Source organism: Mesorhizobium sp. B2-5-3, assembly GCF_006441005.1.
Lineage (GTDB): Bacteria > Pseudomonadota > Alphaproteobacteria > Rhizobiales > Rhizobiaceae > Mesorhizobium.
In genome coordinates, this window is record NZ_VFUS01000006.1 from 180,359 (window position 1) to 203,905 (window position 23,547).

The following is a 23,547-nucleotide window of genomic DNA, read 5'->3' on the forward strand; positions in this document are numbered from 1 at the left end:
GAACCCCATCGGGTCAGCCCCCACGTAATAAACGGAGGCGCCTCCGCTTTAGTGGAGCACCTTTATCATATAATCAGGGGAACCGGTATGTCACGTGCTGAAAGCTTGCAAGCCAAGGCCGATATTCGTCAGGGATTGGTGAAGGCGCCGAAGAGCGTAATCTCCCCCCGCGGGGGGAGATCGGCCAAGCTGACCACATTGCGCCTTGCCCTTCCCCGCCCGACACCACTTCATTTCCCTCAGCGTCAAGCAACTGGAGCCAGACGCCCATGACGAACACCACAATCCCCGTCCATCTCGATATCAACGGCCAGCCGCATACGCTGGACCTCGAACCGCGCGTCACGCTGCTCGACGCCTTGCGCGACCGCCTCGGCCTGACAGGCACCAAGAAGGGCTGCGACCACGGTCAGTGCGGCGCCTGCACGGTGCATGTCGACGGCGAGCGCGTGCTGGCTTGCCTGACGCTGGCGGCACAGGCCGAAGGCCGCACCGTCACCACCATAGAGGGGCTTGCACGGGAGGGCGAACTGCATCCCGTGCAGGCTGCCTTCCTCGATCAGGACGCCTTCCAGTGCGGCTATTGCACATCTGGCCAGATCATGTCGGCGGTCGCCTGCATCCGCGAAGGCCATGCCGGCTCCGATGACGAGATCCGCGAATACATGGCCGGCAATCTCTGCCGCTGCGGCGCCTATCCGCACATCATCGCCGCCGTGCGCCAGGCAGCGCTGGAGGCCGCGTCATGAGGGATTTTTCCTATCTTCGCGCCGCCTCGGTCGACGCCGCACGCCAAGCGGCCGCCCTGCCCGGCGCCATGCTGCTGGCCGGCGGCACGACGCTGATCGACCTCGCCAAATGCGGCGTCGCCGAGCCCGATAGCCTGGTCGACATCAGCCATCTCAAGGGGCTCGATACCATCGAGATCGACGAGCGCGGCGCCGTCATCGGCGCGCTCGCCAGGATGAGCCATGTCGCCGACCACGCCGGCATCAAGGGCGGCTTTCCCGCCGTCTCGGAGGCGCTGTGGCAGGCGGCTTCGGCGCAGCTCCGCAACATGGCGACCGTCGGCGGCAATCTGATGCAGCGCACACGCTGCCCCTATTTCCGCGATCCCTCGAATTTTGCCGCCTGCAACAAGCGCGAGCCCGGCAGCGGCTGTTCGGCGATCGGCGGCGTCACCAGGGGCCATGCGGTGCTCGGCACCAGCGAGGCCTGCATCGCCACCTATCCCGGCGACCTCGCCACCGCGCTGGTCGCCTTCGATGCGGTGGTCCATCTCGGAGAACGCCGCGTCTTGGTCGACGACTTTTTCCTGCTGCCCGGCACCACGCCTCAGAAGGAACACGCGATCGAACCGGGCGAGATGATCACCGCCATCGAAATCCCGGGATCCGCCGCCGCCCGCCGCTCGAGCTACGTGAAGGTCCGCGACCGGCAGTCTTACGAGTTCGCCGCCGCCAGTGCCGCCGTCGGCCTCGAACTCGAGGCCGACGGGCGCACCGTCCGCGACCTGCGCGTCGCGCTCGGCGGCGTTGCCACCAAGCCCTGGCGGGCGCGCACCGTGGAAGAGGCGCTTAAAGGCAAGGTGCTGGAGCCTGAGGTTGTCCGCGCGGCCAGCCTGCTCGCCGTCGAGGGCGCCGTCGACCATGGCGCCAACCACTACAAGATCGAGCTCGCGCCGCGCGTGGTGGCCAGAGCGATCCTCAAACTGGGAGAAGCGGCATGACCGTTCACATCGCAAGACATGGCGACGCCTCCGACGGCGTGCTGGCACAAGCCGTCGGAGGCCGGCTGTCGCGCGTCGACGGCCCGGCCAAGATCACCGGCGCAGCCAAATACGCCGTCGAACAGCAGCTCGAAGACCTGGCCTATGGCGTGCTGGTCGACAGCACGATCGCGTCCGGCAAGGTGCGCGCCATCGATACGGCGCAGGCTGAGGCGGCGCCCGGCGTGCTGCAAGTGCTGACGCCGGACACCATCATGGCCCTGAAAACCGCGTCGGACTGGTTCGGCACGCCCCCGCCCGACAAGCCTTATTGCCCGCTGGCGCGCGACATCAGCTTTTCGGGCCAGCATATCGCCGCCGTGGTCGCGGAAACCTTCGAGCAGGCGGTTGCGGCAGCGGCCCTGGTCAAGGTCGACTATGACGAGACGCCGGCCATCGTCGACCTCAACGATGCCAAAGCCGGCGACGGCATTCCGATCGAGGCCATGACCAAGGAATGGGGCGACGCGCAGGCTGCCTTTGCGTCCGCCCCGGTCCGGATCTGCGCCGCCTACAACACGCCGCGCGAATACCAGGCGCCGATGGAGCCGCACGGCCTGATCGCCCGCTGGGAGGGCGACCGGCTCACCGTGTGGGAGCCGAGCCAATGGCTCGATGGGATGGCGCGCACCTATGCCGAGTGGTTCGATGTGCCGTTCGAGAATGTGCGGCTGGTCTCGCCCTATATCGGCGGCGGCTTCGGCTCCAAGGCGCTGGCGCTCGGCCACGGCGCGGTTGCCGCGAGTGCAGCCAAAATGCTCGGCCGGCCGGTGCGCCTGGTGATGACGCGCCCGCAGACCTTCACCGGCTATGGCGGCCGCGCCGCGACGCGCCAGACGGTGGCGCTCGGCGCGGATGCGGAAGGAAAAATCCAGTCGATCGTGCATCGCGGCGTCAATGAAACGTCGATCGATGGCATGTGGGTGGAGCCGTTGGCCTCGGTTACCTCGATCATGTACGCGACGCCGAACTTTTCGTCCCGGCAGAACGTCGTGCGGGTGAATTCCGTGGTGCCGGGCGCCATGCGCGCGCCGGGCGAGAACCCTTCGGCCTTCGGCATCGAAAGCGCCATCGACGAGCTCGCCTATGAGGTTGGCATCGACCCGCTGGAGATCCGGCTGCGGAACTATGCCGAGCAGGACCCGGAAGTGAAAAAAGCCTGGTCCACCAGGCAGTTGCGCGAGGCTTTTGCCACGGGCGCCGAGCGCTTCGGCTGGGCCAGGCGCTCACCGGAGCCGCGTTCGATGCGCGACGGCAACCAGCTGATCGGCTGGGGCGTAGCCGCCGGTACCTATCCGGTGCGGCGCGCCTATGGCGAGGCGATCGTGCGCATCCTGGCCGACGGCTCGGTGGAGGTCGAAAGCTCCTCGATCGACATGGGCCAGGGCACCTACACCATCCTGGCGCAGACGGCGGCCGAGACGGTGGGCGTGCCGGCCGACGACGTCGTGGTGAAGCTGGGCGATTCCCGCTTTCCCCGCGCCGGCGTCGCAGGCGGCTCGCGCCTGGCCGGCGTCATGACGGGCGCCGTCTACAAGGCCGCGACCTCGGCGCTCGACCAGTTGGTCGGGTTGGCGATCAGCGACCCGCGCTCGCCCTTCCATGCGCTGCAGGCCAACACGCTGGTCGTCGCCAATGGCCGCATCACCGCACCGCGTGGCGACGGCCCCGATGTGTCGATCGCCGAGCTCCTCAAAAGCGTCGGCCGCGATCGCATCGAGGCGACAGGCGATACCATGCCGGCCAATTCGAGCGCCGAGGACCGCTACAGGAACTACACCACCATCGCCATGGCGCTGCCGCACACCGAAGGCGACTATTCCCGCCACTCCTGGTGCGCGCATTTCATCGAGGTCCGCGTCGACGAGGATTTCGGCACCGTGCGGGTCTCGCGCGTCGTGTCGGCGCTGGATTCGGGACGGCTCTACAATCCGAAGCTGGCGGAAAGCCAGTGGAAGGGCGGCATCATCATGGGCATCGGCCAGGCGTTGCTGGAAGAAGGCATCATCGACCGCCGCCACGGCCGCATCGTCAACAACAACCTCGCCGACTATCTGGTGCCGACCAATGCCGACATTCCCGACATCGAGGTGATTTCGGTCGGCATCCCCGACCCGCACTCCTCTGTGCTCGGCGGCAAGGGCGTCGGCGAACTGCCCATCGTCGGCGTGGCGCCGGCGATCGCCAACGCGGTGTTCCACGCGACGGGGAAAAGGGTGCGCGACTTGCCGATCACGCTGGAGAAGCTGATCTGAGCGGTGGAAGCGAGTAATCTCCCCCCTTGAGGGGGAGATGGCCGGCAGGCCAGAGGGGGGCGGCCAGGCGCGATCCCGGCGAGCGAGCGCTTCGCGCCGGAGCCGCTCTGGAGGCGGTGAGCCGATCTCGCGCTGCGGACTACGCCTTCAGCCTCAATGCGCTGCCAGGGGCGTGCCTATGTCCGAGACGAGCTTGACGAGGTCGGCTTGGCGTCTCGTCCCGGTTTTGGCGAAGATACGATTGAGGTGTGTCTTCAAGGTGTTTTCGCCGATGCCGAGCGACAAAGCGCTCTTCGACGCCGACAATCCGCTGCCGATCCGCAGCAGGACCCGCGCCTCCGCGGGCGTAAGGTCGAACAGCGTGGTCAGGACGGCCTCCGGGAGAGGAGAAGCCGACGTCGTGGTCGATATGAAGACAGCCGCGCATGCCGGCCGGAAAGCCGCGCGCGCGGTTCCTTCGGTCAGCGGCAGCACATAGGCGACGGCGGGCGGCTGGCCTGGGGCCGAGACCGGCAGTCCTATGCCCCGGGCGCCAAGCGAAGCATCCGCGTTCGCGGCGCTGGCGATCGCTTCCAGCAGGGCGCGGGCGACCGCCGGATTCTGCGCCTGGAGCAGGCCGTTCCTGGAAAGAATCGGACCTTGCGCCGACAACATCCGTTCGGCAGCGCCATTGGCATGGAGGATGGCCCCGTTGGCGCCGGCAAGCACGACAGGCACTGCGAGATTGTCGAGCGCCTGGCGGTAAAGGCTGGCGGTAACGCGAGCCTGGTCGAGCAGGTCTCCGATCAGGGAAGCACGGCGCAGATGCGGCGAGAGCAACGCCAGGAAATGTTGGTCTTCGGCTGATATGGTCCCCCTGTCGGCCCATGTGGTGCAACCCATGAGCCCGATGCGGTCCGATGTGTGGACGAACTTAATGATGCAGGCTTCGCGCAGTCCCTGCGGTTTGGCCCAGTTCTGAAAAAATGCCGTCTGCCCGAGTTCGGCTTCGCTCATCAACGACAGCGTCGCGACGGGTGTGTCGACATCGCCGACGACCGCCGTCTTCAGACCGGGAATTGCGTCAAAGTCATAATCCTGGAGCACGCGCATTTGCACGGGATCCCAGGGCGATTGAGCGGCGAAGCGGCCATGATTGTCGGCGGTGCTGGCGAGCGCGATGGTCGTATAGGCCGCGTCCATGGCGGTCGTGATCCGGGTCATGACGCCGGCCCAGCCTTCCGGGTTCAAAACGCAATCGTAAATATCGCCGATAATGGAACCAAGGACTTCGCTGCTCAGCCTCTCCACCACGCCTCCAGACACACTGCGATCTCGCCTCGGAGAATTTTGTGGCGTCATACTTTTGGATGACGCCACTCCTGGCCGATCTCGATTAAGATTCAACTCGATTGCTTGACGCCAGCGGCCACTGTTGCCGGTTATTCTGCCGATTGAAAGTATGGCGATCGGTATTTTTTAAGCGCGGATACTTTATCGAGGTTTTCCATTGTCGCGAAAGACGGTGTTTTCATCGGCTCAGTTGCCACCGCATCTTGGCGAACGCGAGCGATTTTCCCTCTGGCAGGACATCCACGTCGCGGAAATATGGTCGGTGGAATACGGCATATCGGAAAACCTGCCCTTCGAGGCCTCGATCGAAGCCACGGCTGTCGGTTCACTGGTTCTCGGCCAGATGTCCGGAACGATCAAGCAGGCGACAAGGAAGGCGAGCAACATCGCCGAGGACGACAATGACGGCTATTTGCTGCTGATCAACAAGGCCGACACCCTCTTGTCGGGCGTGCAGGTCGGCCGCGAATATGCCGTCGGTCGGGGAGAAGCGGTCCTCGTCACGGCCTCGGAGGCGCTGAAAATGACCGGTGCCGACAGCAATAGCTGGACCAATGTGGTGGTCCCACGCGCTGTCCTCATGCGCGCCTTCCCGCAGATCGACGACCGGCTGGGGTTGAAGATCGGCGCCGACAACGAAGCCCTCGATCTTCTCAAGCGCTATTGCCAGCTTCTTGAAAGCGGCAGCCCGATCGCCTCGGCCGATCTCATAACCCATGCGACGGACACGATCGTGGACCTGATCGGCCTGGTGACCGGGGCGAAAGGCCGGGCTGCCGAATTGGTCGGCCTTCGCGGCCTGCGCGCCGCCAGGCTGGAGGCGATCCTGGCAACGATTGCCGAGGATTTCGCCGATCCTGGCATCTCCGCCCAAGGTGTCGCGCAACAGCTCGCCCTGTCGGCGCGCTACGTCCATGATCTCCTTCAGGAAACGGGAGTGAGCTTCTCCGAGCGCGTTCTCGAGCTGCGTTTGCAGAGCGCCCACAGGATGCTTTCTCAGAGACACAGCGACATGCGGGTCAGCGATGTCGCGATGACGAGCGGGTTCAGCGATGTATCGTATTTCAATCGCTGCTTTCGTCGCCGTTTCGGCTACACGCCGACCAGCGCCAGATAGGATTGCGGCATTTTCTGTGGCCGGCCCTGGCGCGGGGTCCGATTCTCTCTTTGAGAGGCCGGTGGAGCGGCGCCTGCGCGCTCGTGGCGCAGAACTGCCACAGTGCGCGCAAAAGGCACGGCTTTTCGCTCCAGTCCAATTCCAGTGCGGCCCTGCCCAAGACAAGCCCGGGCTCCAATGACATGTCAGCCTCAGGGTGAAACGACTGTCATGTCAGGGGTTTGGATGCCGCAGAACACATTTGCAGGCCGCAAGGCGACGGGGATGAAGTATCTGTTGCTGGCTTCGACCGCGCTGGTCGGTCTTGGTCAGCCGCTCACCGCGGCGGCAGCCGAGATCTGGACCGGTGCTGCCTCCACGAACTGGTTCACGGCCGGAAACTGGACCCCAGCGTCGGTGCCGACAGCGGCCGATAATGTCACTATCAACACAAGCGCCGTCAACCCGACTGTCATCAACGGCGCAAATGCTTTTGCCGCCGGTGTCACCATAGCAAATGGCTCTTCCTCGACCGGTGATCTGACCATTTCGAATGCCGGCACTCTGACCAGCCAAGACGGTACATTGGCATATTCGGCAACCGCCAATGCATCGGCAACGATCACCGGCGTCGGCTCCTCGTGGAGTACTTTCGCTAGTTTCGCCCTTGGATATGGCGGCACCGGCACGCTGAACGTTGCCAGCGGCGGTGTTATGAATGATGGCAGTAGTTTTGTCGGTTATAATTCCGGCTCCGTTGGAACGGCCACGGTCGACGGCACCGGGTCGCAATGGAACAGCGCGGGCAATCTCTATGTCGGTTTCGGCGGCACCGGATCGGTGACGGTTTCAAATGGCGGCCTGTTGTCGGATGATCTTGCCAATATTGGCGGGAGTTTCTCGGCCTCCGGCACCGTTGTGGTGACGGGGCTAGGCTCGGCCTGGACGAATGCTTCCCAGGTAACTGTCGGCGATCAGGGCACCGGATTTCTGGACATCTTCAGCGGAGCAACGGCGACGGATGTGACCGGCGTTGTCGCCGCGAATGCCGGCTCCCACGGCACAGTCAATGTCTCCGGCACGGGGTCGACATGGACCAACAGCGGGAACCTGACGGTTGGACAGACTGGCACGGGCGCGATGATCGTTTCCGCCGGCGGCAAGGTGACCGACAGCGTAGGCACAATTGCCAAGAATTCAAACTCCACGGGTACGGTCATCGTCGACGGCACGGGCTCGACCTGGACCAACGCTTCCCACCTGTTCATCGGCGATCAGGGCACCGGTACGCTGACGGTTTCGAACGGCGGCAAAGTCAGCAACCTGAGCGGCATTTTGGGTAACCTGGCGGGTTCCAGTGGCACGGCAACCGTCGATGGCGTTGGCTCCACCTGGGCCAACGCCGCGCTCGCGGTCGGCAACGGGGGTTTCGGCACGCTGACGATAACGAATGGCGGCAAAGTCACCAGTTCGGTGGGATATGCGGGCTATGCCGCGGGCTCCACTGGCACGGTGGCGGTCGACGGTAACGGATCGTCCTGGACAAACACTTCCAACCTGTTCATCGGCGACCAAGGCCAGGGTGCGCTCACAATCTTGGGCGGCGGCGCGGTCAGTAGCGCCATCGGCACGATCGGCGCGCTGACGGACTCTATCGGCTTCGCGACGGTCACCGGTTCCGGCTCGACCTGGACCAACAGCTCGGATCTATTCGTCGGCGATAGCGGCAGCGGCACGCTCTTGGTTGGGAGCGGCGGCGTGGTCAGCAACGCCTCGGGGAATATCGGCGCGAAAGCAGGTTCAACCGGTTTCGTGTTCGTCGACGGCGCCGGCTCGACCTGGACCAACAGCTCCAATCTGGCTGTGGGCGATTTCGGTACCGGAACACTGGCGATCTCCCACGGCGGGGTCGTCAAGAACAGCTCGGCGGTCATTGGCGCGAAAGCAGATTCGACCGGCACTGTGTTCGTCGAAAACGCCGGCTCGACCTGGACCAACAGCTCGGACCTCATCGTTGGCGATCAGGGCACGGGTACGCTGGCGGTCTCGAACAAGGGCGCGGTCAGCAATCAGAACGGCATTTTAGCCAACGTTGCGGGCTCCACCGGCACGGCAACGGTCGACGGTATAGGCTCGACCTGGGCCAGCGTAGCTCTTGTTGTCGGTTCCGCCGGCACCGGCGAAATGAACATCCTCAACGGCGGCGCGGTCAGCAGTGGCCTGGGCTTCGTTGGTTTCGATTCGGGTTCCGCCGGCACGGTGACGGTCGACGGCACGGGATCGACCTGGACAAACAGTTCCAACCTGTTCGTCGGCGATCAGGGTACCGGCACGCTGAATATCTCGAACGGCGGCAAGGTCAGCGATACCACAGGCTATGTGGGCACATTGTCGGGCTCGACGGGCACGGTAACGGTCGACGGTGGGGGGTCGGCCTGGAACAACAGCTCGGACCTGTTCGTAGGCGGTTTCGGCACGGGTACTCTGACGATCTCGAACAGCGGCACGGTCAGCAATGGCTGGGGCTATATCGGCTACATTGCCGGTTCGACCGGCATGGCGGCGGTTGACGGCGCGGGATCGAAGTGGACGAACAGCGGGGACCTCTATGTCGGAGGCTTTGGCACGGGCACGGTGACGGTTTCGAACGGCGGCATGGTCAGCAATGGCTTGGGCTTGATTGGCTACGCCGCGGGTTCGCTCGGCACGGTAGCGGTCGACGGTGCCGGCTCGATTTGGGCAAACAGTTCGAACCTGAGCGTCGGCGACCAAGGTACGGGCACGCTGGCGATCACCAATGGCGGCACCGCCAGCAATCAGACCGGCTATTTGGGCAAGGCTGGGGGTTCCACAGGCATCGCCACCGTTGATGGGTCGGGTTCGCACTGGATCAATTTCTCGGACCTGCGCATCGGCGATTCCGGCACGGGCAAGTTGACGATCTCGAACGGCGGCAGCGTCGTCAACCTGGTGAGCACCGTAGGCTCCGCCGCGGGCGCCATCGGCTCGGTGACAGTCGACGGCGTCGGCTCGGTTTGGGCCAACAATGCTTCCCTTTATCTCGGCGAAGACGGCACCGGCACGCTGGCGATCTCAAACGGAGGTATCGTCTCCAGCGCTGCTGGCTATCTGGGTTTTGACGCCGGGGCCCTGGGCACGGCAATCGTCAGCGGCGCAGGCTCGAGCTGGACCAGCAGCAACCTCCTTCAGGTCGGTCAGGGTGGCACGGGATCATTGACCGTCTCGAACGGTGGCAAGGTCGCCAACACCGATGGTTATCTGGGCTTTTATGCCGGATCCATCGGCATGGCCAACGTCAGCGACGCCGGCTCGACATGGGCCAGCAGCGGAGATCTCAATATCGGCGTTAGTGGAACAGGCGCGCTGACGATTGCCAATGGCGGCGCGGTGTCGAGCGGCGGCGTGGTCAACATCGCCGCCATGGCGGGCTCCGTCGGCACGCTCAACATCGGTGCGGCGAGCGGATCGCCAGCGGCGGCCGCGGGCACGCTCAATGCGGCTAGCGTCCAGTTCGGGCCGGGCGCGGGTGCGATCAACTTCAACCACACCGACACGAACTACGCCTTCGCATCGGCGATCGGCGGTGTCGGCGCGATCAACCAGATCGCCGGCACGACGAACCTTACCGCCGATTCGAGCGGCTTCACCGGTGCCACCAATGTGGATGGCGGGCGACTGGCCGTGAACGGTTCGCTGGCCAACTCGCTGGTGACGATCTTCGGCGGCATATTGGGCGGCAACGGCACGGTGGGCGGCGTCATGGCGCGGTCGGGCGGCATCATCGCACCCGGCAATTCGATCGGTACGCTCCACGTCGCCGGCGATCTCGACCAGGCGGCCGGCTCGATCTACCAGGTCGAGCTGACCTCGACCGGCCAGTCCGATCTCGTCCACGCGACGGGCACGGCGAGCATCGCCTCCGGCGCGATCCTCCAAATGGTCAAGACGGACGCAGCGCCTTACGTGCCGGGCACGCATTACACGGTTCTGCAGGCCGACGCGGGCGTCATCGGCACCTACACAATCAGCGGACTGGGCCTTTTCACCGGCCTTTACGCCAATTACGATCCGACGCATGTCTACATCGACGCGGTGCAGGCAAAGTCCTTCGCCGATGTCGGCCTGACGCCAAACCAGATCGCCACCGGCGGTGGTGCCGAAAGTCTTGGCAGCGGCAATCCGCTGTTCGATGCGATATTTGCTTTGCCGAGCGAAGCAGCCGCCCAGGACGCCTTCGACCAGCTTTCCGGCGAAATCCACGCCTCGGCCAAGAGCATGCTGCTTGAAGACAGCCGCTTCGTCCGCGACGTGGCCAGCAATCGCATTGCTGCTGCCTTTGGCGATGGCGGCGCTGCGGCGCTGCCGGTCATGGCCTATGGCGAGGGTGGACCGGAAATGGTGGCGGCCGATACCGACCGCTTCGCTGTCTGGGGCCAGGTGTTCGGTTCGTGGAGCAACACCGACAGCGACGGCAATGCCGCCGCCTTCGATCGCTCGACCGGCGGCCTGCTGGCCGGCGCCGACACTTTGGTCGGCGGCTGGCGTGTCGGCGTGCTCGGCGGCTACGGCCATTCCTCCTTCGATGCCGACGACCGCGATTCGTCAGGCAAGAGCGACAGCTACCATCTCGGTCTCTATGGCGGCACGAACTGGGGCGCCATCGCCTTCCGCAGCGGTGCAGCCTATAGCTGGAGCAGCATCTCGACCAGGCGCTCGGCTGCTTTCAACGGCTTTGCCGATCAACTGTCGGCGGACTACGACGCCGGCACCGCGCAAGTGTTCGGCGAACTCGCTTACAAGGCTGATGCCGGTGGCTTCCATTTCGAACCCTTCGCCAACCTCGCCTATGTCAGCGTGCACACCGACGGCTTCACCGAAACGGGTGGTGCCGCGGCGTTGACCAGCGCCAGCACAAACAACGACGCCACCTTCACCACGCTCGGCCTTCGCGGCGCGACCGACTTCGCGCTTGGCGGCATCGATGCCACCGCTCGCGGCATGCTCGGCTGGCGTCACGCCTTCGGCGATGTCACGCCGACCTCCGCTTTCGCCTTCGCCGGCGGCGATCAATTCACCATCGCCGGCGTGCCGATCGCCAGGGATGCCGCGGTGATCGAGGCCGGCCTCGATCTCAACATGTCGGCCAATGCGACGCTCGGCCTGTCCTATACCGGCCAGTTCGGCAGTGGCACGGTCGACCAGGGCGCCAAGGTCGATCTGGGCGTGAAGTTCTGAACGACGGTCACGAAACGGCTTTGCAGCACGAACCTGTACGTTGACCCGCCCCTACTCCGGCGACGGCACCGGCGGCTTCGACGTCAGTGCGGTGCCGGCGGCCGCGACGATGACGGCGGCGATGCCGGCCAGTTGCGGCGCGGTCAGGCTCTCATGCAGGAACAGGAAGCCGGCCAGCGCGCCGAGCCCTGGCTCCAGGCAGGTCAGCGTGCCGTAGATGCGGGCCGGCATCCGGGTCAGCGCCACCATCTCCAGAAAGAACGGCAGCGCGCTCGAGAACAGGCCGACGAGCAAGGCACTGACCAGGATCGACGGCGCGAGAAGGCCAGCTCCCGCCTGCGCCACGCCGAAAGGAAGCACCAGCACGGCGGCGATCGCCATGCCGTAGGCGGTGGTGCGGGTGCCGAGCTCCGCGCCCGCCTTCTGCGCCAGCACGATGTAGAGCGCCCAGAAACCGCCGGCCGCCAGCGCCAGCATCACCCCAGTCGGATCGAGCGGCTGGAACGAACGGATGAAGGGCGACAACAGCACGATGCCGGCGACCGCCAACGCGATCCAGGCAAAGTCGCCGGCGCGCCGCGAGGTCAGCGTCGCCACCAGCAGCGGTCCCGAAAACTCCAGCGCCACCGCAACGCCGAGCGGAATCGTGGCGAGCGCGGCGTAGAACAGGAGGTTGAGCGCGCACAGCGTTACCCCATAAGCGACCAGCCACGGCATGGTGGCGCGCGAAGGCCGCATCTGCCAGGGCCGCAGCACGGCGATCAGCATCAGCGCGCCGACGACCAGCCTCAGCGTCGTCGTGCCCTGCGCGCCGATCACCGGAAACAGGCTCTTGGCGAAAGTAGCGCCGATCTGGATCGACACCATGGCCCCCAACAGCGCCATCACAGGCAAAGGCGCCGCTTCACGACCGACAACCGGCGTCGATGTCACTTGATCCCGTCCTCCGTGCACCATCAGGCAAACGCTGCGTCATGGGAGATAGGGCGAACCGGCCCGTCCGTCGTGAGGCAGGACCGGCATCTCGATGGGGCAAGAAAGGGCCGGACGAGCCGGCCGCCCTCAGACGCGGCCGTTGCGCGCGTTCGGCAGTCTCGTGATCGCTGTCAGGACCAACAGCGCGGTGCCGCCCAGAAACGCCATGGCCCCCAGCGACCAGGCAGTGCCGACATTGACGATGGCAAAGGCCAGCGCAAACGGCGCGACGGCCGAAACGAGCAGCCGGGCCGATGTGACGCGCCCCTGCAGACGGCCATAGTCCGCACTGCCGAACAATGTCAGCGGCAGGGCGCCGATGACGATGCTGAAAAGCCCATTGCCCATGCCGAAGACGACGGCGAAAACCATCGCGCCTGCGACGGAAGGCGCCGTGCAGTTCAGCACGACGACCCCGCTCGTCATCAGGCCGGCCGAGATGATGGCCAGCGTCAATGGCGGCAGGTTGATGCCGAAGATCATGTTGATGAAGCGGCTCAACACTTGTGACGGCCCGAACAGCGTTCCGACGACGGCGGCGGTCGCCCCGAGGCCAAGTCCGGAAAGCAGCGGCACCATATGCACCAGGACAGCGGCGCCAAGCAGGTTCTGCAGCGAAAAGGCGATGACCATCAACGCGAAGCCGAGCGGCCGCGCCGAGGCCGGAAGCGATCCCTGGACATGCCGTGGCGGCTCGGTCGCCGAGCGCCTGCTCTTGGCCAGCCCGTGGGAGAGCCAGGCGTGCAGCGGCAGGCAGACGAGCAGGTTCAGCCCCGCGAAGACGAGATAGATGGTTCGCCATGACATCTGCGTGTGCAGGGCCGAGGTGATCGGCCAGAACACGGTCGATGCGAAGCCGGCGATGAGGGTGAGATAGGTGATGCTACGTTGCGCCGCGCGCGGCCTTATCTGCACAAGCAGCGCGAAAGCGGCGCCGTACTGGACCAGGTTCGATGCCACTTCCAGCACGATCAGCGCCGCCACGAAGGCCCCGGCCGCCGGCGCGTAGGCACAGGCGGCGAGCGCAGCCGCGGCAAGGATCGAGCCGGCGGTCATGATCTTGCCGGCGCCGAAGCGGTCGATCCAGTTTCCGAGCCAGGGCGCCGTCAGGCCGCCAACCAGCAGAGCCGCCGAGAGCGCGCCGAAAATCCATTCGGTCGGCCAGTCCAGATCCCTGGCCATATCGGCGGCGAGAATGCTGAAACTGTAGTACAGCGTGCCGTAGCCGATGATCTGGGTGACGCCGAGGGCGGCAATGGCGGTCAGCGGCGAGCGCTCCGGGAATTCGAGATCGGAAAGGCTTCGATCACTTGATGCCACGGTCATGGATCACTACCTCGCCGCCTTCCTTGGCGAAGCGGGCCACCGGATGGTCGAGCAGATCGAGCACGAGCTCGGACGGACGGCACAGCCGCGTCCCCTTGGGCGTCTCGACGATCGGCCGGTTGATCAGGATCGGATGCCTCAGCATGGCGTCGATCAGCTGTTCATCGGTCCATTTGGCGTCACCCAGGCCGAGTTCGGCATAGGGCGTACCCTTTTCGCGCAGCAAGGCGCGCGCGGGAATTCCCATGGCGGCGACCAGCTGGCGCAAGCGGTCCCGGCTGGGCGGATGTTTCAGATACTCCATGATGTCAGGCTTCTCGCCGCTCGCGTGGATCATGGCAAGCGTGTTGCGCGAGGTGCCGCAGTCGGGATTGTGGAAGATCGTAGCGGTCATGGCTTGGCCTCGACGGCAAGAGGTTGGATTTCGGATTGCTGATGCGGCGCGGTCGGGACGATCGCCCGGGCTGTCGGCGCGACGATCACTGAACCGGTCCCTTCACATCGGCGGCGCAGCAGTCTGGAGCCAACGCCGAAGCGCGGATCTCCAGCCGGCCGGAGCAGCAATCCTCCATCAGGAAACGGATGAGGCCGCTCAACGCGTCATATTCGGCGCTGTAGACCATGGAGCGCGAATCGCGCCGCACGCTGACCAGCCCTGCCCGCTCGAGCTCCTTCAGGTGGAAGCTCACATTCGAGGCCGAGACCTCGACTTTTTCGGCGATGGCGCCGGCGGCAATCCCGTCCGGACCGGCAATCACCAGATGCCGCAAGATGCGCAGGCGAGTTTCTTGCGAAAGGGCCGCAAAGGCGGAAAGGGCTTGACGTTCATCCATATTTCAACAATCCTAAAAACGTTGAAACAAGGATTACCGCACATGCTCGTTTCTGACAATCGGGAATTTGAACCCGCTGACGTCGTTGATCCCGACGACATCACCATCGCTGGCCTGCTGGAGTTTCTGGCGGGCTACAAGGACCGGCCGCTGGTGTTCTTCTATGACGGCCGGCCGGTGCGACCTGGTTACCACGTCACCGAGGTGAAGGCCGGCCAGTTCGCTGCGCTGGACTGCGGTGCAAACCCGGAATCCTGGGCCGAGATCTTCGTGCAGCTCTGGGACGTCGAGGAGGACCGCACGCATATGCCGGCCGGGAAATTCTCGGCGATCATCCGCAAGGTGACGGAGCATGTCGGCCTCGACCATTCCGCCAAGCTTACTTTCGAAGTCAGCGACGGCGTGCGCCCGATGCAGCTCTACCGCGCCGCGCTCCCCCGGCTCGCGGGTGATGCGGTGCATGTCGAGCTTTCGCCGCGGCCGGCAAGCTGCAAGCCGCGCGACCGCTGGCTGGAGGAGGAAAGGAAAGCCAAGGCCTGCTGCGGACCTTCGGCCGGACCCCAACCTTGCTGCGGCTAACGCTTCGCAGCCAAGCAGATGGCTTGGCGCCGTCTTGACGGACGGCCTTCCGCTCCCTCAGTTCAGCGATTTGCGCCGCGGCGGCGGCGTGCGATCGCGTTGAGGCAGCGGGCGCGGAACGCTGCCCCGCAGCGGGACCTGCGGCCATGCCGGCGAAATGAGCTACGGCGTGGCGCGGAGGTTCCTGCGGATGCGCCGCCTGCCCGTTCCACGAGCTTTCTCCGCCACCACGGCGGCGATGTCGACCACGTCGGCCTCGCGCGATCTGCCGTTGGTGGCCTTGTGGAGCCGCTCGTAAGGCAGCAATTCCTTGATCCGGGCATTGAGCGACGCGATTTCAGCTTTGAGGTCCTCGCATTCCTGCCTCTGGACATCCAGCTGTATCTGTTCCGATGCTTGTTGCAGCGCAAGCTGCGAAAGATTGGCGTTCGCTTTCGAAAGGCTCGTCTTGTCGTTTTCGTTCTCGTCGGTGAGCGAGGACAACTTTTGATCGGCGATTTTCTTTTCGGCCAGGGTGTCGTTCAAGTCGGTCTTGAGCCTGGCGATCTCGGCTGTGGCCTCGCTGTTCTCGTGCGAGGCCCGCTCCAGCCGTGATTGCAGGTCCTGGATCTCGGAACGCAATCCGCGCATTTCCATCTGGCTGCGCGCGAGTTCAGCTTGCCTGTCGCCTTCCATCATGCTGGCCGCTTCGGTCATTTCCGACAGCTTTGCCTGGGCAGTCTCGAGTGACTTCTGGAGCCTTATCTCCTCCTTCTCGCTCTTGCCGAGCGCGGCCAGCAGTTCGGCAAGCCGCGCTGCTTCGCTGGCATGGATCGTCGAGAGCTCGTCGAGCCTGTGGCGCGTCTGGGTTTCCCGCTTCAGCGCCTTATCAAGCTCGATCGACAGGCTGACATGTTTTTCCCGCAGCATCTTGCTCTCGCGCAGGCGCCTGTTGGCCTCGACCGCCCTGGCCGTCAGCCGCTTGGCGATGTCGCCGAACTCCGCGTCGCGTTTTGCGCCCGCATTGGCCGTTTCGGCAAGTTCCAGCCTGGCCGCTGCGAGCGCTGCGCGAAGCGCCTCCCTGTCCTGGACCAGGCTTGTCTCGCGCTGTTGCAGCAATTCGCAGGCGCTTTCACGCTCGCGCAGCTTTCTTGCCGTGTCGTGCAGCTTTTCCGACAGCGTTCTTTGTTCCGCGACCAGGTCGCCATTTGCGAGCTCCAGCTCGTTGGCGCGAAGAATATCGGTGTGGAGGATGTTGAGGAACTCGCGCGTCAAATGGTGTGAGGTAGCGATCTCCGACAATTTGCCGTTGATCTCGTCCATATAGTTCCTGGCGTCATGGAACATCCCTTCGAAGGCACTCAATGCCGCCATCCGGGTCTGGGTATGGGGCGTCAGTCGTGGTGCGGTTTCGGTATCGTCGGCGTTGCCCGCGCCGTCCGGATTATCCGCATCATCCGCATTGGCCTCGGGTGCCGAGGCCTCGGCTCCTGGCGCGGAATCTGGGATATAGCCGCTGTCCGGCGGCGCGTCGTATTCGGTATCGAGGCTGGCATCCAGAGCGTCCGCCAGATCGGCCTGCAGCTCCTGGAGTGCATCATCTACGTCTTCGGCACGCTTGATCAGACCCTTGAAATTCATAACGAATGCCCTTTACGCATACCCCATTCAGTATTTAATAATTGGCTAATATGTATGCTTACATCCACTGATTGCGCAGGGGAAGCCCCCCATTAGGGGGAGCGTAAAGTTGGACATTTGGGATTGGGATGCGGCGGGCGACCAGTGCCGCGGCCGTCTTTTTGCAGAATTGACGCACCCAATTTCTGGGTGGAATCTGATGCGGAAAATCCTGGATCCTACCTTCCCCTCGTGGAAGGTAGGACTGAGGCGCTGGCGCTGGAGGATGCTCGTCCTGTAGCGCCGCGCCAACTCCGCCCGCTGCTTGCAGCGACCCTCCCCACAAGGGGAGGGTAAAAGTCAGCCCGCCATGGCCAGCGGCACGGCGCTTTTGTTGGGGATCTGGATGTCGATTTCCAGCGTCGACATGGTCTCGCCGCGGTCCATCGAGATTTGCAGATAGTCCTGGTCGATCTGCACGTGCTTGGCGATGACGGCCATGATCTCCTCGCGCAGCACGGAGACGAGATCGGGCTGGCCACGGCTGCGGCGTTCGTAGGCGAGCAGCACCTGCAGCCGCTCACGCGCCACGGGCGCGCTGGAGCGCCGCTTGAAGAGGTCGAGAATGTTCATGCCGCCCTCCTTCCGAGCAGCCTGTCGAGGAAGCCCTTGCGCTCGAAGGGAACCACGACCGGCAGGTCTTCGCCTTCCAGTCTCCGCGCCGCTTCGATATAGGCTTTGGCGGCGGCGTTCAGCGGATCGCTCAGCGTCACCGGCGAACCGAGGTTGGAGGCCCTGAGCACATCCTGGCTCTCCGGGATGATGCCGAGCAGCGGCACCGACAGGATTTCCAGCACGTCGTCGATGGACAGCATCTCGCCGCGAGCCGCGCGGCCGGCATCGTAACGCGTCACCAGCACGTGCTTGGCGATTTGCTCGCCCTGTTCGGCACGCATGGTGCGGGCGTCGAGCAGGCCGATGATGCGGTCGGAATCGCGCACCGACGACACTTCCGGATTGGTGACGATGACCGCCTCGTCAGCGAAGCGCATGGCGAGCTGCGCGCCGCGCTCGATGCCGGCCGGGCTGTCGCAGAACACATAGTCAAACACCGAGCGCAGCTTCTCGATCACCTCGCCGACGCCTTCTTCGGTCAGCGCGTCCTTGTCGCGCGTCTGCGAGGCCGGCAGCAGGAACAGCGTATCGACGCGCTTGTCGCGGATCAGCGCCTGCGACAGCTTGGCCGTGCCCTGGATGACATTGACGAGGTCGAACACCACGCGCCGTTCGGCGCCCATGATCAGGTCGAGATTGCGCAGGCCGACGTCGAAATCGACCAGCGCCACTTTCTTGCCGGTCCTGGCGACCGCGGCCCCCAATGCGGCCGTCGAGGTCGTCTTGCCGACACCTCCCTTGCCTGAGGTGACCACCACTACCTTGCCCATGAAAAAAGCCTCCGTCGCCTGATGTTGTCGTTTGTTATTGCTCCGTGCATCGCACGGCTATTGTTGGAACCTGCCATCATCCCACGCGAAACCGGTCCCAACCTTGCGGACCTGAACGTCCTGTTCGCGGTCGCGCAAAACAAGAACTGGTCCGGCGTTTTCATCCCGGCGCCCTAGTTCAGCGGCACGACGCGCAGCACGCCGTCTTCGAGGAAGGCCTGCACCGGCTTGCCGCGCGAGGCGCCTTCCATGTCCTCCGCCGTGGTGTACCAGCCGTCGATGGCGAGCAGTTCGGCCTCGTTCCTGCGGCAGAAGATGCGCGCCGAAATATTGCCTTCCGAGCCCGCAATGGCGCGGCCGCGCAGCGTGCCGTAGACATGGATCGAGCCCGCCGCAATGATCTCGGAACCGGAAGCGACCGATCCAAGCACGATGACATCGCCATGCGGATGAAAGATCGACTGGCCCGAGCGAAGGGGCGACTTGACCATCAGCGTTCCGGCCAGGGCCGGCTCCGCCGCGCCGGCTTGCTGTTCTGTCTTGGCTGCCTTGACCCTTCCAGCCTCGGCCCTGCCCTCGTCGGGCTTGCCCGTTTCCTTGCCGCGTTCCGAAGACACCGCTTCCGTCTTGCCGGCCTCTTCCGCCAGGCCTGCCTTGCCGTTGCGGCCGGGCTGCGCCAGCAGGCCATCTGAAGTGGCCTCCTTGGCGCCGGCCAGCAGCGGCGGCAGCTCGGGCCCGAGCGAGGCCCCTTCGAGCTCGATGGCATAGACCCGGATGCCACGCGTGCCGAGCGAAGCGACCAGCGCCGCGATCTCGTCGGCCGCAGGCTTCAGCGCATTGAGATCGAGCACCACCGGCCGCCCTGAGAAATAGCCCGGCGAATTGCCGATCCAATGATCCAGCCCCTCCAGCCAAGCACCGATCGGCGCCTCCGGCGTCAGCGTGAAAGCGACGAACGAACGGGCGCGAAAGCGAATGGATTTGGTCTCCAGGGGAGCGGCAAAGGTCACGGCTGGCGAATCCTTACTCAATGGTTAAAGGGTGCCGGCCGAATGGTTAACAAATGGTTAATAAAGACGGCTGGCACCTTGGAAGCCGCCAGAAATTGGAGGGTCGGCTAACCGCCAGTTGCGGATGCCGGCTGACAACACGCGGAATGTGTTGATAGCGCCGCGTCAGCAAGCGGATTACCGCCGTTCAATCGACAAGCTAGATCTCAAAATGCGCCATGACGGCAACAGGGAGGGGGCACCGCCAGCGACGACAGATCCCCTCCCGAAAGGCGCGCGCAGGTTGACAATCCTTGGGTTGATGCAACATCCTGCCGATCTTTGACCGGGAGGTAGTATGACTGTTTCGATCAACCGTCGCGTCTTTTCCGTCGGCGCGGGCACTTTGGCGCTGGCCGCGGCAGGGTTTTCGCCGGCGCGCGCGCAGCAGGCTTTTTTCCGTATCGGCACCGGCGGCACGTCCGGCACCTACTATCCGGTGGGCGGGCTGATCGCCAACGCGATCTCGGCGACGGGGCCGGCCGGCGTCGAGGGCCTGGTTGCCAGCGCCACGTCCTCCAACGGTTCGGTGGCCAACATCAGCGCCATCCAGTCGGGCGCTTCCGAATCGGGCTTCACGCAATCCGATGTCGCCTACTGGGCGCATTCGGGCACCGGCCTCTACGAGGGCAAGCCCAAGGTAGAGGATCTGCGCCTCATTGCGACGCTCTATCCTGAAACCATCCATCTGGTCGCGCGCGCCGACGCCGGCATCAAGACTGTGGCGGATCTGAAGGGCAAGCGCGTCTCCCTCGACGAGCCGGGTTCCGGCACCATCGTTGATGCGCGCCTGGTGCTCGGCGCCTACGGTCTAACGGAGAAGGACGTAAAGCCCGAATATCTCAAGCCCGGCCCGGCCGGCGAGCGCCTGCAGGACGGCGCCATGGACGCCTATTTCTTCGTCGGCGGCTATCCGACCGGCGCCATCGTCGAGCTTGCCAGCACCAAGAACATCACGCTGGTGCCGATCACCGGCCCCGAGGCCGACAAGCTCCTGTCCGAACAGAAGTTCTTCTCGACCGACATCGTGCCCGCGGGCACCTACAAGAATGTCGGCGAGACCAAGACCATTTCGGTCGCCGCGCAATGGGTGACCAGCGCCAAGCAGACCGATGACCTCATCTACAAGATCGTCAAGTCGCTCTACAGCGACGAGACCCAGAAGGCGCTGCAGGCTGGTCATGCCAAGGGCAAGCTGATCACGCTCCAGAACGCGGTCACCAGCGCCGGCATTCCGTTCCATCCGGGCGCGGAGAAATTCTACAAGGAAGTCGGCGCCCTGAAATAAGAGGCCATCAACAGACTGGCGACAACGAGGCGGAAGGCGTGCTTTCCGCCTCGTTTGTCTGGGGATTCAGGATACGGAACCGACTATGAGCGACGACGACAAAATCAGGCTTTCCGGCATGGAGTTCGACGAGGAAAAGGCTCGCGAACTGGAGGAGAAATTCGACTCCGAGATCCGGTTCCGGCCGCTGACCCGGGCCGCCGGCTGGCTGGTCGGCTTCCTCCTGGTGGCCTTGTCGCTGTTTCACTATTACACGGCTGGATTCGGCTTGCTGCAGGAGATGCTGCACCGGGGCATCCACCTGTCGATGGTGCTGTCGCTGATCTTCCTCGTCTTCCCTCTGGTGAAGAAGGGCTACGACCAGCCCGCCCAATCCAGCTTTCTGCGGCCGCTCGGCATACCGGTTTTCGACTGGCTGCTGGCGCTTGCCGCGGTGATAGCGGTCCTGCACGTGCCGATGATCCCGCTCGACGATCTTGCCTTCCGCGTCGGCAACCCCACGACGACGGACGTGGTGCTCGGGCTGACCCTCATTCTGCTCCTGCTGGAAGCGACGCGCCGGTCCGTCGGCATCCCGCTGCCCATCATCGCCATCCTCTTCATGGCTTATGCGCTGTTCGGCCCCTATATGCCGAGCATCCTGGTGCATCCCGGCGCGTCCGTCTCCCAGCTCGTCGACCACCTCTACCTGACGACGCAAGGCATCTACGGCATCGCGCTCGGCGTCGTCGCCACCTACGTTTTCCACTTCGTCCTGTTTGGCGTCTTCGCCACCCGCATCGGTCTCGGCCAGCTCTTTCTCGACTGCGCGGCATGGGTCGCCGGCCGCTACGCCGGTGGTCCGGCCAAGGTATCGATCTTCGGCTCGGCCCTGTTTGGCATGATCTCTGGCTCGTCGGTCGCCAACACCGTCACCGTCGGCTCGCTTACCATCCCGGCGATGATCCGGCTCGGCTACAAGAAGCATTTCGCCGCCGCGGTGGAGGCGGCTTCCTCCACCGGCGGGCAGGTGACGCCGCCGATCATGGGAGCCGCCGCCTTCCTGATGATCGAGTTCCTCGAACTGCCCTACACGACCATCATCCTGGCAGCGATAGTGCCGGCCTTCATGCACTTCTTCGGCGTGTTCATGCAGGTGCATTTCGAGGCCAAGCGCACCGGCTTGCGCGGCCTGCGGCCGGACGAGATGCCCGACGTGGTCGAGGCATTGAAACGGGACTGGCCGACCATCATCCCTCTCGTCGTCCTGATCGGCGTGCTTCTTGCGGGTTATACGCCTTACATGGCTGCCTTCTGGGGCATTACCCTGTGCATCCTGGTCGGCCTGTTTAACCCGCGCCGGCGCATGTCTGTCGCCGACATCGTGGTGTGCCTGCGCGACGGCGCCAAGTATGCGCTCGCCGTCGGCGCTGCCGCCGCCACGGTCGGCATCGTCGTCGGCGTCGTCACCCTGACCGGCGTCGGCTTCAAGCTGTCCTACATCGTCACTTCGACGGCAGGCCATCTGTCGCTGCTGTTCGGCACCTTTATCCCCGAAGCGATCTTCTCGACGCACGGGCTGACCCTTTTGTTCACGCTGATCATGACCGGCGTGGTCTGCATCCTGATGGGTTGCGGCATCCCGACGACAGCGAACTACATCATCATGGTGACGATTGCCGCGCCGGCACTGGTGATGCTCGGCACCGAGCCGATCGTCGCCCACTTCTTCGTTTTCTATTATGGCCTGCTGGCTGACATCACGCCGCCGGTTGCGCTGGCTGCCTACGCTGCCGCCGGCATGGCGGGAGCTGATCCATTCAAGACCGGCAACACTGCCTTTCGGCTCGGGCTCGGCAAGGCGCTGGTGCCCTTTGTCTTTGTCTTCTCGCCGTCGCTTCTGCTGGTGACGAAAGATTTCACCTGGCCGAACTTCTTCCTGGCTTTCTTTGGCTGCGTGCTCGGCATCACCTGCCTGGGGGCCGCCCTCTCGCGCTACCTGCTCGTGCGCACCCGGCCATGGGAAAACGTGTTGCTGGTCTTGGCCGCCCTGCTTCTGGTGGCGCCCGAACTCTATTCGTCCCTACTCGGCCTGGTTCTGACCATTCCCGTCATCTGGCGCCATTGGAGCGCGCGCAACGTCGAAGAGGCGCGACCGGCTTGATCAGCGCCGCCCCAACGATCCCTCCCCGAGAACTCAAAGGGGCCGGAAACGTTTTGGGGACTTCAGGAAGTCAGCGTGCTCTCAACCTGAATCTGACGCGAACCGCCAGGATCGGTTCCGCGGGGGAAAAGTTCCCCGAGAGCTGACAGACAGCCTTCGACATCAGAAAGCGACAGCCGGAGTTTCAAGTCATTGAGGGTCAGTGACGAAAGGCATGATGTCCACGCCGTCTCCCGGGAAGACGGTGAAATGCGGATGGCTTTCGAACAGGCGGGCGGCGGCATCGATTGTATCGGCCTCGACGACAATGTAGCCGCAGAAAGGGTTCACGGCGTCTGCGACCCCATCCTTGGTAACGCGCGTCGTCCTCCCGACCATGCCGCCGCGATCGGGGAAAGATGCGGCATTTCTCTCCTCCCAGTCCGTCCACTGCTGTAGGCCGACGCTATCAATCGCATCTTGCTCGGGCTTGGGCAGGCTGCGAAAGCGGGCAAGGTCTTCAGGCTTCATGGTGTAGACGGCAAGAAAGCGGGGCATGTGACGGTCTTCGCGCTGACAGAACCGATGCCAGCCTAGACTCTCGGTTGGCCGAAGTCACTAAGC

The 23,547-nt window shown here is 64.4% G+C and carries 18 protein-coding genes; 8 read left to right on the forward strand and 10 right to left on the reverse strand.

What is annotated here, in order from left to right:
- Nucleotides 1-269 precede the first annotated feature (269 nt).
- From FJ867_RS16075 to FJ867_RS16085, 3 genes are read left to right on the forward strand one after another with little or no spacing between them, the layout of a single operon-like run.
- The gene (locus FJ867_RS16075; protein WP_140516079.1) at nucleotides 270-749 is read left to right on the forward strand and encodes a (2Fe-2S)-binding protein; all 480 of its coding nucleotides are present in this window, start codon (nucleotides 270-272) and stop codon (nucleotides 747-749) included.
- Entirely contained in the window at nucleotides 746-1,729 is a 984-nt protein-coding gene (locus tag FJ867_RS16080) for a xanthine dehydrogenase family protein subunit M (protein ID WP_140516081.1), read from the forward strand. Before FJ867_RS16075 ends, FJ867_RS16080 begins: the two co-directional genes overlap by 4 nt.
- Entirely contained in the window at nucleotides 1,726-4,023 is a 2,298-nt protein-coding gene (locus FJ867_RS16085; protein WP_140817903.1) for a xanthine dehydrogenase family protein molybdopterin-binding subunit, read from the forward strand. Before FJ867_RS16080 ends, FJ867_RS16085 begins: the two co-directional genes overlap by 4 nt.
- A gap of 153 nt (nucleotides 4,024-4,176) precedes the next feature.
- Here FJ867_RS16085 and FJ867_RS16090 read toward each other — a convergent pair whose 3' ends face one another.
- On the reverse strand, nucleotides 4,177-5,226 hold the full coding sequence (locus FJ867_RS16090) for a helix-turn-helix transcriptional regulator (RefSeq protein ID WP_246675062.1): 1,050 nt from the start codon (nucleotides 5,224-5,226) through the stop codon (nucleotides 4,177-4,179).
- Nucleotides 5,227-5,512: 286 nt separating this feature from the next.
- Here FJ867_RS16090 and FJ867_RS16095 point away from each other — a divergent pair, with 286 nt between their 5' ends.
- Nucleotides 5,513-6,472 (forward strand): AraC family transcriptional regulator, encoded by a 960-nt coding sequence (locus FJ867_RS16095; protein ID WP_140817907.1) that lies wholly within the window; start codon nucleotides 5,513-5,515, stop codon nucleotides 6,470-6,472.
- A gap of 264 nt (nucleotides 6,473-6,736) precedes the next feature.
- Entirely contained in the window at nucleotides 6,737-11,707 is a 4,971-nt protein-coding gene (locus FJ867_RS16100) for an autotransporter domain-containing protein (protein WP_181168372.1), read from the forward strand.
- Between the two features lie 51 nt (nucleotides 11,708-11,758).
- On the opposite strand, the gene FJ867_RS16105 is transcribed toward FJ867_RS16100, so the two are convergent.
- The 4 genes from FJ867_RS16105 to FJ867_RS16120 all read right to left on the reverse strand — a co-directional run bounded on the left by FJ867_RS16105 (nucleotide 11,759) and on the right by FJ867_RS16120 (nucleotide 14,841).
- Nucleotides 11,759-12,640, reverse strand: coding sequence for a DMT family transporter (locus FJ867_RS16105; protein WP_140516091.1), 882 nt, complete (start codon nucleotides 12,638-12,640; stop codon nucleotides 11,759-11,761).
- 129 nt (nucleotides 12,641-12,769) lie between these two features.
- Nucleotides 12,770-14,008 carry an arsenite efflux MFS transporter ArsK gene (gene arsK / locus FJ867_RS16110; RefSeq protein ID WP_140817911.1) on the reverse strand — a complete coding sequence of 413 codons (1,239 nt, stop codon included), beginning with the start codon at nucleotides 14,006-14,008 and terminating at the stop codon, nucleotides 12,770-12,772.
- On the reverse strand, nucleotides 13,989-14,402 hold the full coding sequence (gene arsC / locus FJ867_RS16115) for an arsenate reductase (glutaredoxin) (RefSeq protein ID WP_140817913.1): 414 nt from the start codon (nucleotides 14,400-14,402) through the stop codon (nucleotides 13,989-13,991). Before arsC ends, arsK begins: the two co-directional genes overlap by 20 nt.
- 85 nt (nucleotides 14,403-14,487) lie before the next feature.
- A complete protein-coding gene (locus tag FJ867_RS16120) occupies nucleotides 14,488-14,841 on the reverse strand; it encodes a metalloregulator ArsR/SmtB family transcription factor (RefSeq protein WP_140516097.1) in 354 nt (117 codons plus the stop codon).
- 42 nt (nucleotides 14,842-14,883) lie between these two features.
- Here FJ867_RS16120 and FJ867_RS16125 point away from each other — a divergent pair, with 42 nt between their 5' ends.
- Entirely contained in the window at nucleotides 14,884-15,420 is a 537-nt protein-coding gene (locus FJ867_RS16125) for a DUF6428 family protein (RefSeq protein ID WP_140582464.1), read from the forward strand.
- 162 nt (nucleotides 15,421-15,582) lie between these two features.
- Here FJ867_RS16125 and FJ867_RS16130 read toward each other — a convergent pair whose 3' ends face one another.
- The 4 genes from FJ867_RS16130 to minC form a co-directional block, all read right to left on the reverse strand.
- Complete coding sequence (locus tag FJ867_RS16130; protein ID WP_140500135.1) at nucleotides 15,583-17,040, reverse strand: hypothetical protein; 1,458 nt, start codon at nucleotides 17,038-17,040, stop codon at nucleotides 15,583-15,585.
- Nucleotides 17,041-17,379: 339 nt separating this feature from the next.
- Nucleotides 17,380-17,652, reverse strand: coding sequence for a cell division topological specificity factor MinE (gene minE / locus FJ867_RS16135; protein WP_140500137.1), 273 nt, complete (start codon nucleotides 17,650-17,652; stop codon nucleotides 17,380-17,382).
- Complete coding sequence (gene minD, locus FJ867_RS16140) at nucleotides 17,649-18,464, reverse strand: septum site-determining protein MinD (RefSeq protein ID WP_140500139.1); 816 nt, start codon at nucleotides 18,462-18,464, stop codon at nucleotides 17,649-17,651. The genes minE and minD overlap by 4 nt, the downstream gene beginning before the upstream one ends.
- Nucleotides 18,465-18,637: 173 nt before the next feature.
- Complete coding sequence (minC, locus tag FJ867_RS16145) at nucleotides 18,638-19,474, reverse strand: septum site-determining protein MinC (protein WP_140521457.1); 837 nt, start codon at nucleotides 19,472-19,474, stop codon at nucleotides 18,638-18,640.
- Between the two features lie 337 nt (nucleotides 19,475-19,811).
- Here minC and FJ867_RS16150 point away from each other — a divergent pair, with 337 nt between their 5' ends.
- Both FJ867_RS16150 and FJ867_RS16155 read left to right on the forward strand, forming a co-directional pair.
- Nucleotides 19,812-20,801, forward strand: a complete 990-nt coding sequence (locus tag FJ867_RS16150) for a TAXI family TRAP transporter solute-binding subunit (protein WP_140516103.1) — start codon at nucleotides 19,812-19,814, stop codon at nucleotides 20,799-20,801.
- Between the two features lie 85 nt (nucleotides 20,802-20,886).
- On the forward strand, nucleotides 20,887-22,944 hold the full coding sequence (locus tag FJ867_RS16155; RefSeq protein ID WP_140521456.1) for a TRAP transporter permease: 2,058 nt from the start codon (nucleotides 20,887-20,889) through the stop codon (nucleotides 22,942-22,944).
- Nucleotides 22,945-23,133: 189 nt separating this feature from the next.
- On the opposite strand, the gene FJ867_RS16160 is transcribed toward FJ867_RS16155, so the two are convergent.
- On the reverse strand, nucleotides 23,134-23,481 hold the full coding sequence (locus tag FJ867_RS16160; RefSeq protein WP_140500147.1) for a hypothetical protein: 348 nt from the start codon (nucleotides 23,479-23,481) through the stop codon (nucleotides 23,134-23,136).
- Nucleotides 23,482-23,547 lie beyond the last annotated feature (66 nt).